At 73.1% G+C, this 12,772-nt stretch carries 12 protein-coding genes; 1 reads left to right on the top strand and 11 read right to left on the bottom strand.

The genetic code is table 11. The annotated features are described in order from the left end of the window. Positions 1–17: 17 nt before the first annotated feature. The 7 genes from pyrF to pyrR are packed head-to-tail and all read right to left on the bottom strand — an operon-like array spanning position 18 to position 8,645. Complete coding sequence (gene pyrF / locus ABD976_RS12440) at positions 18–854, bottom strand: orotidine-5'-phosphate decarboxylase (RefSeq protein ID WP_345362180.1); 837 nt, start codon at positions 852–854, stop codon at positions 18–20. Continuing rightward, positions 851–4,168 (bottom strand): carbamoyl-phosphate synthase large subunit, encoded by a 3,318-nt coding sequence (carB, locus tag ABD976_RS12445; protein WP_345362183.1) that lies wholly within the window; start codon positions 4,166–4,168, stop codon positions 851–853. Before carB ends, pyrF begins: the two co-directional genes overlap by 4 nt. Further along, positions 4,168–5,289, bottom strand: coding sequence for a glutamine-hydrolyzing carbamoyl-phosphate synthase small subunit (gene carA, locus ABD976_RS12450; RefSeq protein WP_345362186.1), 1,122 nt, complete (start codon positions 5,287–5,289; stop codon positions 4,168–4,170). Before carA ends, carB begins: the two co-directional genes overlap by 1 nt. After that, positions 5,286–5,831, bottom strand: a complete 546-nt coding sequence (locus tag ABD976_RS12455; protein WP_345362189.1) for a PH-like domain-containing protein — start codon at positions 5,829–5,831, stop codon at positions 5,286–5,288. Before ABD976_RS12455 ends, carA begins: the two co-directional genes overlap by 4 nt. Further along, on the bottom strand, positions 5,831–7,129 hold the full coding sequence (locus ABD976_RS12460) for a dihydroorotase (protein ID WP_345362192.1): 1,299 nt from the start codon (positions 7,127–7,129) through the stop codon (positions 5,831–5,833). The genes ABD976_RS12455 and ABD976_RS12460 overlap by 1 nt, the downstream gene beginning before the upstream one ends. Continuing rightward, complete coding sequence (locus ABD976_RS12465) at positions 7,126–8,058, bottom strand: aspartate carbamoyltransferase catalytic subunit (protein ID WP_345362195.1); 933 nt, start codon at positions 8,056–8,058, stop codon at positions 7,126–7,128. Before ABD976_RS12465 ends, ABD976_RS12460 begins: the two co-directional genes overlap by 4 nt. Further along, positions 8,058–8,645: a bifunctional pyr operon transcriptional regulator/uracil phosphoribosyltransferase PyrR gene (gene pyrR, locus ABD976_RS12470; protein WP_345362198.1), complete on the bottom strand. Its 588-nt coding sequence runs from the start codon at positions 8,643–8,645 to the stop codon at positions 8,058–8,060. The genes ABD976_RS12465 and pyrR overlap by 1 nt, the downstream gene beginning before the upstream one ends. Before the next feature lie 288 nt (positions 8,646–8,933). Here pyrR and bldD point away from each other — a divergent pair, with 288 nt between their 5' ends. Continuing rightward, positions 8,934–9,422 carry a transcriptional regulator BldD gene (gene bldD / locus ABD976_RS12475; protein ID WP_010311046.1) on the top strand — a complete coding sequence of 163 codons (489 nt, stop codon included), beginning with the start codon at positions 8,934–8,936 and terminating at the stop codon, positions 9,420–9,422. 152 nt (positions 9,423–9,574) lie between these two features. Here the strand turns inward: bldD and nusB are convergent, their stop codons facing one another. The 4 genes from nusB to ABD976_RS12495 form a co-directional block, all read right to left on the bottom strand. Next, positions 9,575–10,012: a transcription antitermination factor NusB gene (gene nusB, locus ABD976_RS12480; RefSeq protein WP_345362201.1), complete on the bottom strand. Its 438-nt coding sequence runs from the start codon at positions 10,010–10,012 to the stop codon at positions 9,575–9,577. Positions 10,013–10,048: 36 nt separating this feature from the next. Next, the gene (gene efp, locus ABD976_RS12485) at positions 10,049–10,612 is read right to left on the bottom strand and encodes an elongation factor P (RefSeq protein ID WP_345362204.1); all 564 of its coding nucleotides are present in this window, start codon (positions 10,610–10,612) and stop codon (positions 10,049–10,051) included. A gap of 74 nt (positions 10,613–10,686) precedes the next feature. Beyond that, complete coding sequence (locus ABD976_RS12490; RefSeq protein WP_345362207.1) at positions 10,687–11,796, bottom strand: M24 family metallopeptidase; 1,110 nt, start codon at positions 11,794–11,796, stop codon at positions 10,687–10,689. 72 nt (positions 11,797–11,868) lie between these two features. Further along, the gene (locus ABD976_RS12495) at positions 11,869–12,543 is read right to left on the bottom strand and encodes a spermine/spermidine synthase domain-containing protein (protein ID WP_345362210.1); all 675 of its coding nucleotides are present in this window, start codon (positions 12,541–12,543) and stop codon (positions 11,869–11,871) included. Positions 12,544–12,772 lie beyond the last annotated feature (229 nt).

Consider the following 12,772-nt stretch of genomic DNA (forward strand, 5'->3'; position numbering starts at 1 on the left):
ACCACCCCGCCACGGCTTCAGTCGAGCAGGGTGGTGAGCTGGTCCTGCACCCGCCGGGCGGCCTTGCGCAGCTCGGCGGTGCCGGGGCCGTGCCGGAGCACGTCCCGGGCGGTGGCGGGCAGCACCTGCGGCAGCACCGGGCCGAACGTCGCGCGCAGGCCGTCGACCGTGGCGCCCTGGGCGCCGAGGCCCGGGGCGAGGATCGGGCCGTTGAGCCGGGACAGGTCCAGCTCGCCGGCCCGGACGGTCGCTCCCACCACGAGTCCGATGTGGCCCATCGGATCGGCGCCCGCGTTGCCCGCCGCCGCCGCGTCCACGATGGACTGCGCGACGCCGCCGCCCTCGGTCACCGCCCGTTGCAGGCCCGCACCCTCCGGATTGGACGTGCGGGCGAGCACGAACACGCCGCGCCCGGTCTGCTCGGCCAGGCCGATGGCCGGGGCCAGCGAGCCGTACCCGAGGTAGGGCGAGAGGGTCACCGCGTCGGCCGCCAGCGGCGAGTGCTCGTCGAGGTAGGCCTTGGCGTAGGCGGTCATGGTGGACCCGATGTCGCCGCGCTTGACGTCCAGCAGCACCAGGGCGCCGCCCTGCCGCGCCTCGGTGACGACGCGTTCCAGCACCGCGACCCCGGCCGAGCCGTAGGCCTCGAAGAAGGCGGCCTGCGGCTTGAGCACCGCCACCTGGTCGGCCAGGGCCTCGACGGCGGTCAGCGCGAACCGCTCCAGGGACGCGACGTCCTCGCCGAGCCCCCAGGCGCCCAGCAGCGAGGGGTGCGGGTCGACGCCCACGCACAGCGGGCCCCGCCGCCGCACCGCCTCGGCCAGGCGCGCGCCGAACGGCGCGCCGAGCGTCACCGCCGTCCGCCTTCGCGCAGCGCCGCCTGCAGCGCCTGCAGCGGGCGGACGCCGATGTTGCCCTGGATCGCGGCCTCGATGCCCTGGACCGCCGCCGCGGCGCCCTGCACCGTGGTGATGCACGGGATGTCCCGGGACACCGCCGCGGTGCGGATCTCGTAGCCGTCGACCCGGGGGCCGGGGTTGCCGTACGGGGTGTTGATCACCATGTCGACCTCCCCCGCCTTGATCAGGTCCACCACGTCGCGCCGCTGGTCGCCCTCCTCGTTGTGCTTGCGCACCACGGTGGAGACGATCCCGTTGCGCTGCAACACCTCGGAGGTACCGCTGGTGGCCAGGATCTCGAACCCGAGGTCGGCCAAGCGCTTGACCGGGAAGACCAGCGAGCGCTTGTCCTTGTTGGCCACCGAGACGAACACCCGGCCCTTGACCGGCAGCGAACCGTAGGCGCCGGACTGCGACTTGGCGAACGCCTGCCCGAAGGAGGTGTCGATGCCCATGACCTCGCCGGTGGACTTCATCTCCGGCCCGAGCAGCGAGTCCACCCCGTAGCCCTCGCGGGTGCGGAACCGGTGGAACGGCAGCACGGCCTCCTTCACCGCGACCGGGGCGTCGATCGGCAGGTCCGCGCCGTCGCCCTCGGCGGGCAGCAGGCCCTCGGCGCGCAGCTCGGCGATGGAGGCCCCGAGCATGATGCGCGCGGCGGCCTTGGCCAGCGGCGCGGCGGTCGCCTTGGACACGAACGGCACCGTCCGGGAGGCGCGCGGGTTGGCCTCCAGCACGTAGAGCACGTCGTCCTTGAGCGCGTACTGCACGTTGAGCAGCCCGCGGACCCCGACGCCCCGGGCGATGGCCGCGGTGGACCGGCGGACCTGCTCGATGTCCTGGCGCCCCAGGGTGATGGGCGGCAGGGCGCAGGCCGAGTCGCCGGAGTGGATGCCGGCTTCCTCGATGTGCTCCATCACGCCGCCGAGGTAGACGTCGGTGCCGTCGCACAGCGCGTCCACGTCGATCTCGATGGCGTCGTCGAGGAAGTTGTCCACCAGCACCGGGTGCTCCGGGGTGACCTCGGTGGCCCGGGCGATGTAGTTCTCCAGCGACGGCTCGTCGTAGACGATCTCCATGCCGCGCCCGCCGAGCACGTAGGACGGCCGGACCAGCACCGGGTAGCCGATCTCGTCGGCGATCCGCTTGGCCCCCTCGAAGCTGGTCGCGGTCCCGTACTTCGGCGCGGGCAGCCCGGCCCCGGCGAGCACGTCGCCGAAGGCGCCCCGCTCCTCGGCCAGGTGGATGGCCTCCGCCGGGGTGCCCACCACCGGCACGCCCGCCTCGGTGAGCCGCCGCGCCAGCCCCAGCGGGGTCTGGCCGCCGAGCTGCACGATGACCCCGGCAACCTCGCCGGAGCGCTGCTCGGAGTGCACGACCTCCAGCACGTCCTCGAAGGTCAGCGGCTCGAAGTACAGCCGGTCGCTGGTGTCGTAGTCGGTGGAGACCGTCTCCGGGTTGCAGTTGACCATCACGGTCTCGTACCCGGCGTCGCGCAGCGCCATCGCGGCGTGCACGCAGGAGTAGTCGAACTCGATGCCCTGGCCGATCCGGTTCGGACCCGAACCCAGGATCAGCACCTTCGGCCGCTCCCGCTGCTCGGTGACCTCGGACTCGGCCGCCGGGTCCGCCTCGTAGGCCGAGTAGTGGTACGGCGTGCGGGCGGCGAACTCGGCCGCGCAGGTGTCCACCGTCTTGTAGACCGGGCGGACGTCGAGCCGGTGGCGCAGCGCGCGGACGCCGTCCTCACCGGCCAGCTCCGGGCGCAGCGCGGCGATCTGGCGGTCGGACAGGCCCGCGACCTTGGCCCGGCGCAGCAGCTCCACGTCGAGCACCGGGGCGTCGACCAGCTCCGCGCGCAGCTCCACCCAGGCGGCGACCTGGTCCACGAACCACGGGTCGATGCCGGAGGCCTCGTGCACCTGCTCGACGCTCGCGCCCAGCCGCAGCGCCCGCTCGACGGTGTAGAGCCGCCCGTCGTGCGGGGTGCGCAGCTCCGCCAGCGTCGAGACCGCGGTGGCGCCCTCCGGGTCGGGCCGGGTCCAGAACCCGACCGACTTGGTCTCCATCGAGCGCAGCGCCTTGCCCATCGCCTCGGAGAAGCTGCGGCCCACCGCCATCGCCTCGCCGACGCTCTTCATGGTGGTGGTCAGCTCCGGGTCGGCGCCCGGGAACTTCTCGAAGGCGAACCGGGGCACCTTCACCACGACGTAGTCCAGCGTCGGCTCGAAGCTCGCCGGGGTCTCGCCGGTGATGTCGTTGCGGATCTCGTCGAGGGTGTAGCCCACGGCCAGCCGCGCGGCGATCTTGGCGATCGGGAAGCCGGTCGCCTTGGAGGCCAGCGCCGAGGACCGCGACACCCGCGGGTTCATCTCGATGACGACCATCCGGCCGGTCTCCGGGTTGATGGCGAACTGGATGTTGCAGCCGCCGGTCTCCACCCCGACCTCGCGCAGCACCGCGATGCCGACGTCGCGCATGTTCTGGTACTCGCGGTCGGTCAGCGTCATGGACGGGGCGACCGTCACCGAGTCGCCGGTGTGCACGCCCATCGCGTCGACGTTCTCGATGGAGCAGATCACGACCACGTTGTCGGCGTTGTCGCGCATCAGCTCCAGCTCGTACTCCTTCCAGCCGAGCACGCTCTCCTCGATGAGGACCTCGTGCACCGGGCTCTCGGAGAGGCCGAAGGACGCCATCCGCTCCAGCGCGTCGGGCGTGTGCGCCATGCCGGAGCCGAGCCCGCCCATGGTGAAGCTGGGGCGGATGACCACCGGCAGGCCGCGGTCGGCGACGAAGGCGCGCACGTCGTCCATCGACTTGCACACCGTGCTCTCCGGCACCTCGCCGCCGACCGAGCGCACGATGTCCTTGAACATCTGGCGGTCCTCGCCGCGCTGGATCGCGTCGATGTCGGCGCCGATGAGCTCCACGCCGTACTTCTCCAGCACGCCGCGCTCGTGCAGCGCGACCGCGGTGTTCAGCGCGGTCTGCCCGCCGAGGGTGGCCAGCAGCGCGTCCGGGCGCTCGGCGGCGATCACCTTCTCGACGAACTCCGGGGTGATCGGCTCGATGTAGGTGGCGTCGGCGAACTCCGGGTCGGTCATGATCGTCGCCGGGTTGGAGTTCACCAGCGAGACCCGCAGGCCCTCTTCGCGCAGCACCCGGCACGCCTGGGTGCCGGAGTAGTCGAACTCGCACGCCTGGCCGATCACGATCGGCCCGGAACCGATGACCAGCACGTGCTCGATGTCGGTCCTCTTGGGCATCAGCGCGCCTCACTCATCAGGTCAACGAACTTGTCGAACAGCGGCGCCGCGTCGTGCGGACCGGCCGCCGCCTCGGGGTGGTACTGCACGCTGAACGCCGGGCCGTCGAGCAGCGCGAGGCCCTCGACCGCACCGTCGTTGGCGCAGTGGTGGCTGACCATCGCGCGGCCGAACTCGGTGTCGAAGCGCTCGCCGGGCTCGCCCTCGACCGCGAACCCGTGGTTCTGCGCGGTGATGGCGACCTTGCCGGTCTCGGCGTCGATCACCGGGATGTTGATGCCCCGGTGGCCGTAGCGCAGCTTGTAGGTGCCGCGGCCCAGCGCGCGGCCGAGCACCTGGTTGCCGAAGCAGATGCCGAACAGCGGCAGCTTCCGGTCCAGCGCCTGCCGGGTCAGTTCGACCTGCTGGTCGGTGGTGGCCGGGTCGCCCGGCCCGTTGGACAGGAACAGCCCGTCGGCGCCCGCCGCGAGCACCTCGTCCAGCGAGGCGCCGGCCGGCAGCACGTGCACCTCGATGCCGCGGGCGGCCATCATGCGCGGGGTGTTGGACTTGATGCCCAGGTCCAGCGCGGCCACGGTGAACCGCTTCTCGCCCAGCGCGGGCACCACGTAGGGCTCGGCGGTGGTGACGTCACCGGCCAGGTCGGCGCCGACCATCGGGCTGCTGCCGGTCACCCGCTTGAGCAGCTCGGCGTCGGAGGCCAGCTCGGCACCCGAGAAGACGCCGCCGCGCATCGCGCCGGCCTCCCGGACGTGCCGGGTCAGCGCGCGGGTGTCGATGCCCGCGATGCCGACGATGCCCTGGGCCTCCAGCTCCGCCTCCAGCGAACGGCGGGAGCGCCAGTTGGACGCGATGCGGGCCGGTTCGCGGACGGCGTAGCCGGCGACCCAGATCCGGGCCGACTCGTCGTCCTCGTCGTTCCAGCCGGTGTTGCCGATCTGCGGGGCGGTCTGCACCACGATCTGCCGGTGGTACGAGGGGTCGGTCAGGGTCTCCTGGTACCCCGTCATGCCGGTGGTGAACACCACCTCGCCGAGCGTGCTGCCCACCGAGCCGTAGGCCCGCCCGCGGAAGATCCGGCCGTCCTCCAGCACCAGCGCGGCCGGGATGTGCGCGGTCATTCGTCCTCCTGCCGCGAATTCGCGGTCGTGTCGTGCGCCGCGACGGCCGCGGGGCCGAGCCCGCGGACCGCTTCGGCCCACGGCTCGTGCTCCGCCTTGTCGTCGAAGCGGAATCCGGTGTCCAGTTCGGTCTCGCCGAGGCGCCAGCGCACCACCAGCAGACCGGCCCCGGGCACCACCTTGTTGGCGAGCTTGTGGTCGCGGCGGGCGTCCACGATCGACTCCGCCGGGATCCACAGCGCGGTCGCGCCGGTGCGCTCCAGCAGCAGCCCGGAGGGGTGCAGCCGCGCGACGCCTTCGGACCGGTGGCCGATGTCGCCCACCGCGATCCGGTCCTGCCAGTCGGGCGCCCGGGTGGTGCCGACGTACATGCCGGTCATCGCGGGGCGCAGCTCGACGGTGCCGAGCTCGGCGGGCGGTGCGGGGAACTCCGCCAGCACCGCCTGCTGTCGTCGCACCCGGTTCACCCAGCCGCGCCGCATCGCCCAGAACACCAGGGCGATCAGCACGATCGTCAGCAGCACCCAGATCAGGCGGTCCATCAGAACCTCACCTCGCCCTCGTGCGCGGTGATCCGGCCGCGCAGCAACGTCACCAGCACCCGGCCCGGCAACCGCATGCCCTCGTACGGCGAGTTGGACCCGATGCTGGCCAGCTCGGCCGCCCGCACGGTCCACTCGTCGTCCGGGTCGACCAGCACCAGGTTCGCCGGCTCGCCCGCCGCGATCGGCCGCCCCTGGTCGGCGAGGCCGGCGATCCGCGCCGGGCGCTCGCTCATCACCCGCGCCACGCCCCGCCAGTCCAGCAGCCCGGGGCGCACCATGGTCCGCACGACGATCCCCAGCGCGGTCTGCAACCCGAGCATCCCCGGGCTGGCCGCGGACCACTCGCAGTCCTTGTGCTGGTCCGCGTGCGGGGCGTGGTCGGTGGCCACGCAGTCCACGGTGCCCTCAGCCAGGGCCTGCCGCAGCGCCGCCGCGTCGGCGTCGGTGCGCAGCGGCGGGTTGACCTTGTTCACCGGGTCGTAGGTGGCCAGCCGCTCGTCGGTGAGCAGCAGGTGGTGCGGGGTGACCTCGGCCGAGACGGCGCCGCCCGCGTCGCGGGCCTTCCACCACCTCAGGATATCCGCGGTCCCGGCGGTGGAGACGTGGCAGACGTGCAGGCTGCCGCCGGTGTGCGCGGCCAGCAGGCAGTCCCGGGCCACGATCGACTCCTCGGCGGGGGCGGGCCAGCCGGCCAGCCCGAGCTTCGCCGCGGTCGGCCCCTCGTGCGCCTGGGCGCCCGCGGTGAGCCGCGGGTCCTCGGCGTGCTGGGCGACGACCCCGCCGAACGCCTTGGTGTACTCCAGCGCGCGGCGCATCAGCAGCGGGTCGTCCACGCAGCGCCCGTCGTCGGAGAAGACCCGGACCCCGGCGGCCGAGGCGGCCATGCCGCCCAGCTCGGCCAGCCGCTCGCCGCCCAGGCCGACCGTGACCGCGCCCACCGGGTGCACGTCGACCAGCCCGACCTCGCGACCGCGCCGCCACACGTGCTCCACGACCACCGCGTTGTCGGCGACCGGGTCGGTGTTGGCCATCGCGAACACGGTGGTGTAGCCGCCCAGCGCGGCGGCGGCGGAACCGGTGCGGATCGTCTCGGCGTCCTCCCGGCCCGGTTCCCGCAGGTGGGTGTGCAGGTCGACGAAGCCGGGCAGCAGCACCGCGCCGCCGCCCGCGACGACCTCGTCGGCCTCGGTCCCCGGCGCGGCGCCGACCTCGGCGATGGTCCCGTCGACGACGAGCACGTCGACCGGTTCGCCCTCCCCGTAGGGGCGCACGCCCCGCAGCAGCACCCGGCTCATGCCGCGATCTCCTCTCCGGCCAGCAGGTGGTAGAGCACCGCCATCCGCACGTGCACGCCGTTGCCGACCTGCTGGGTGATGGCGGCGCGGTCCGAGTCGGCGACCGTCCCGGCGATCTCCATGCCGCGCAGCATCGGCCCCGGGTGCAGCACCACGGCGTGCTCCGGCAGCCGGGCCGACCGGGCCTCGTTCAGCCCGTAGCCGATCGAGTACTCGCGAGCCGACGGGAAGAAGCCGCCGTGCATCCGCTCGGCCTGCACCCGCAGCAGCATCACCGCGTCCAGGCCGGGCAGCTCGGCGTCGAGGTCGTGGGTGACCCGCGCGCCCCACCCGTCGATCCCGGTGGGCACCAGCGTCGGCGGGGCGACCAGCACCACCTCGGCACCGAGGGCGCGCAGCAGGTGCACGTTCGAGCGGGCCACCCGGCTGTGCAGCAGGTCGCCGACGATGCCGATGCGGCGCCCGGCCAGCTCGCCCAGCCGCTCCCGCAGCGTCGCGGCGTCCAGCAGCGCCTGGGTGGGGTGCTCGTGCGTCCCGTCGCCGGCGTTGACCACCTGGGTGGCCGCCTCGGCCAGCCACCCGGCCAGCCGGTGCGCGGCACCCGAGGCGGGGTGCCGGACGATCACGCAGTCGGCCCCGGCGGCGGCCAGGGTCAGCGCGGTGTCCCGCAGCGATTCGCCCTTGCCGACCGAGGAGCTGCTGGCCGAGACGTTGATCACGTCGGCGCTCATCCACTTCCCGGCGACCTCGAAGGAGACCCGGGTGCGGGTGGAGTTCTCGTAGAACAGGGTCACCACGGTCCGGCCGCGCAGCGTCGGCAGCTTCTTGACCTCGCGGCCGAGCAGCGTGCGCTTCAGCGTGTCGGCGGTGTCCAGGACCGCCGTCGCCGAAGCCGCGTCGAGCCCGTCGGTGCTCAGCAGGTGGCGCATCACCGCTCCTCCTCCCGCCGCAGCACCACGCAGTCGGCGCCGTCCGCCTCGTCGAGCCGCACCGCGACGTCCTCGCTGCGGGCGGTGGGGATGTTCTTGCCGACGTAGTCGGCGCGGATCGGCAGCTGGCGGTGGCCGCGGTCGACCAGCACGGCGAGCTGCACGGCGCGGGGGCGCCCCTGGTCGCGCAGCGCGTCGAGGGCGGCCCGCACGGTGCGGCCGGAGAACAGCACGTCGTCGACGAGCACGACGAGCTTGTGGTCGATGCCGCCCGGGGGCAGGTCGGTGGGCTCCAGCGGCCGGTTCGGGCGGTGCCGCAGGTCGTCGCGGAACAGCGTGATGTCGAGGGTGCCGGTGGGCACCGCCACACCGCTGAACTCCTCGATCCGCGCGGCCAGCCTGCGGGCCAGCGGCGCGCCCCGGGTCGGGACGCCCAGCAGGACGACGTCGTCGCCCCCGGTGTCCAGGGCCGTCTTCTCGATGATCTGGTGCGCGATCCTGGCGATCGTGCGCGCAACGTCACCGGCCGAGAGCAGCTCCCGCTGCCCGGCCGGATCCGCCGCGCCCGCCTCTTGGCGTGACGCCACGGTGGACCTCCTTCCCCGCCTCACTGGACGGGTCCTTAAAGGATGGTGTGTGACCTGGCCCGCAGTCCGACCGACGAGTGCGGCTGCCGCGAGCGGGTCTGACCTGTACGCTATCAGCGTCCGCGGGTCAATCGACCGGGTGGTGTGGTGGTACTCGCCCCGGCCCCGACGAAGACCAACTTGACCTGGTGACGCTCGCAAGCGAATATTACTCTCCGTATTGATCTGAGCTTTGCTCCCCGGTCGGCGGTATCGGCTGACGGGGCGAATGAAACGGAGACACGCCACATGGGCGACTACGCCAAGGCGCTGGGCAGCAAGCTCCGCGCTATCCGCCAGCAGCAGGGCCTTTCGCTGCACGGCGTCGAGCAGAAGTCAGGCGGGCGGTGGAAGGCCGTGGTCGTCGGGTCCTACGAACGCGGCGACCGCGCCGTGACGGTGCAGAAGCTCGCCGAGCTGGCCGACTTCTACGGCGTTCCGGTCGCGGAACTCCTGCCGGAAGGCCGGGTGCCCTCCGGCGCCGAACCGGCCACCAAGGTCGTGATCAACCTGGAGCGGTTGCAGCAGCTCCCGGCCGAGAAGGTCGGTCCGCTGGCCCGCTACGCGGCCACGATCCAGAGCCAGCGCGGCGACTACAACGGCAAGGTGCTGTCCATCCGCACCGAGGACCTGCGCTCGCTGGCCATCATCTACGACATGACCCCGGGCGAGCTCACCGAGCAGCTCATCGACTGGGGCGTCCTCCCGCCGGAGGCCCGTCCCGCCCGGGAGGAGTGAGCCGACCGGGACGGCGTGATACGGGCCGTGGCGAACCCCACACGATCGGGTGCGGCCCGAATGGACGAGAGGGGCGCTCCCCACATCCGGGAGCGCCCCTCTCGTCGTCGGTGTGATCCTGGTCGACGCCGGTGTGATCCTGGCCTCGGCGGCTACTCCGCACCGGAGGCGCGCACCGACTTGCGCAGCCGTCCGCTGATCCCGGCGATGCGGCCGAGCACGCCGTTGACGAACCGCGGCGAGTCGTCCGTGGACAGGCCCTTGACCAGGTCCACCGCTTCGTCGATGGCCACCGCGGAGGGCACGTCGTCGCTCCACAGCAGCTCGTAGAGGCCGAGCCGCAGCACCGCGCGGTCGACCGCGGGCATCCGGGCCAGCGTCCAGCCCTCGGCGTGCTGGGACAGCACCTCGTCGATCCGCGCGCGGTTGCCCTGCACGCCCTCGACGAGGGTGATGGTGTACTCCGCGACCGGCGGCACGTCCGCGGAACCGACCCGGTCCGCCAGCAACGTCACCGGGTCCATCTCCCGCAGGTCGGCCTCGTAGAGGATGTCGACGGCGCGCTTGCGGGCCTTGGTCCGAGAACCCACCTCACACCCTCTTTCCGGCCGGGGTCGCCGACCCCGTCACTTGTTGACGCGGCCGAGGTAGCGGCCGTCCCGGGGGTCCACCTTGACCTTCTCGCCGGTGCCGACGAACAGCGGCACCTGGACCTCGGCGCCGGTCACCAGGGTGGCGGGCTTGGTACCGCCGGTGGAGCGGTCGCCCTGCACGCCCGGGTCGGTGTGCTCGATCTCCAGCTCGACGGAGGCGGGCAGCTCGACGTAGAGCGGCTCGCCCTCGTGCCGGGCCACCACCACGCTGCTGTTCTCCAGCATGAAGTCCGCCGCGTCACCCACGACGGCGGGGGACACGGAGACCTGGTCGAAGGTGTCGGGCTCCATGAACACGTAGTCGCTGCCGTCGTAGTAGAGGTAGGTCATCTCCCGCCGGTCGACGTTGGCGGTCTCCACCTTCACCCCGGCGTTGAAGGTCTTGTCCACGACCTTGCCCGAGAGCACGTTCTTCAGCGTGGTGCGCACGAAAGCTCCGCCCTTGCCGGGCTTGACGTGCTGGAAGTTCACGACGGACCAGAGCTGGCCGTCGATGTTGAGCACCAATCCGTTCTTGAGGTCGTTCGTGGTCGCCACGTGGGGGTCTCTCCTGCGTGCTGGCTGCGAATGGGTTGCGTCGGCGCGATCGTCGACGGTGCGGCGTCGGCGCGTCAGACGGCGACGAGCTCCCTCGTCGTCAACGTGAGGAGCTCGGGCGTGCTGGGCCGCACGACCAGCGTGTCCTCGATGCGGACCCCGCCCCGCCCGGTCAGGTACACGCCGGGCTCGACGGTGACCGCCATCCTTTCGGCGATTCTACCGGCCCCGCGCTGGGACAGCGTCGGTGCCTCGTGGATCTCCAGGCCGACGCCGTGCCCGAGACCGTGCAGGAACCGCTCCCCGTAACCCGCCTCGGTGATCACCTCGCGGGCCGCGGCGTCCACCTCGCGGACGTCGGCGCCGACCTGGACCGCGGCCCGGCCGGCCGCCTGGGCGGCCAGCACGAGCTGGTACAGCTCCCGCTGCCAGTCCGCCGGTTCGCCCAGCACCGCGGTGCGGGTCATGTCGGAGTGGTAGCCGTCGACGAGGGCGCCGAAGTCCATCTTGACGAAGTCGCCCGGCGCCAGCACCGAGTCGTCCGGGCGGTGGTGCGGCACGGCCGAGTTCGGACCGGCGGCGACGATCGTGTCGAAGGACGGTCCGGCGGCGCCGTGGTCCCGCATCCGGGCCTCCAGGTCGCGGGCGACCTCCAGCTCGGTGCGGCCCGCCCGGAGCCCGCCGTGCTCGATCAGCTCGGCCAGCGCGCGGTCGGCGGCGGCGCAGGCCATCCGCAGCGCGTCGATCTCGTCCTCGTCCTTGACCAGCCGGAGCTGCTCGACCAGGCCGGGTGCGCGCACCAGCTCGGCGGTGCCCGCCGCGTCGTCCAGCGCGTCCCGGGCGTCGACGGTGACGTGGCCGCTCTCGAACCCGACCCGGCGGTACCGGGCGCGCTCGGCGGCCACCCGGCCGGCCAGCGCCAGGTCGCTGGCCCGTTCGATCACCCGCTCCAGCTCCGGCACCTGGTCCTCGCTCTGCGCCAGGTACCGCCCGTCGGTGCAGAACACGGTGCCGCCCTCGGCGTCGGGCTCGTCGGCGGCGTGCACCAGCAGCGCCGCGTTGGACCCGGTGAAGCCGGTGAGGTAGCGGATGTTGAGCAGGTCGGTCACCAACATCGCGTCCAGCTCCCGCTCGCGCAGCGAGCTGCGGAGGGCGTGACGTCGGCGGGCGTGCGATTCGGGCATGGCGGGAAGCCTAACCCGGCGAACCGGGCCGGACCCCGCCCAGCGCGTTCCTCGGCGGGAAGCCGCCACCGGCTACCCGGCGCGGCGCGCGGTGTAGAGGTGGTAGCTGGTCTCGGTGCGGCCCAGCACCACCGGGACCGAGGTGAGCGCGCAGTCGCCGAACGCCGCGGCCAGCGCCTCGGCCAGGTCCGGGGCCTCCGCGGCCGACCAGATCGCCGCGGTGCCGCCCGGGGCCAGCCGGGCCGCGCACAGCTCCAGGAACTCCGCCCGGTACAGCGCGGCGTTGCGGTCGTGCACGAGGTGGCCGGGGCCGTTGTCGACGTCGAGCAGCAGCACGTCGAGCTCGCCCTCGGGTTCGGCGGCGAGCACCTCGGCCACGTCGCCGACGCTGGTCCGGACCCGCCCGTCGGCCAGCGCCTCGGCGGTGCCGGGCACCAGCCCCCGCCGGTGCCAGTCGACGAGCGCGCCCTCCAGCTCCACCACGTGCGCGCTGCCGACCCGCGGATCGGCGAGCACTTCGAGCAGCGTGAACCCCAGGCCGAGGCCGCCGACGAGCACCCGGCCGCCGGTGCGCCCGGGCAGCGCGAGATCCAGCGACGCGGTGGCCAGCAGCCGTTCGGTCCCGGTGTGCGCGGTGTCCATCACGAAGACCCCGTTGACCCGCAGTTCCAGGGCACCGTCCCCGGCGCGGCGCAGCAGCACGACGTCACCGCGCTCCGAGCGGGCGCGGGCGAGATGTCCGGACATGTCGGGCACTGTAGCGACGCGGTGTCCGGTGCCGCTGGCGGAGCGCCCCGGGACCTGTAGACTCGGTGGTGGTCGTAGTTTTCTTGGTTCGTGTTCGCGCACGCTCGCAGGATTGCTGATGCGGGCGCGCTGCTGTTCTCGGTGAGTTGGGGCGGCCGCCGTCTTCCCGGCCCGGACCCCCGCGCCCGCGGTGCGGTCCGCTTCCCCACCAGCTCCCAGGAAAGAGGCA

It is taken from the genome of Saccharopolyspora cebuensis (assembly GCF_039542665.1).
GTDB classification, from domain to species: Bacteria; Actinomycetota; Actinomycetes; order Mycobacteriales; family Pseudonocardiaceae; genus Saccharopolyspora; species Saccharopolyspora cebuensis.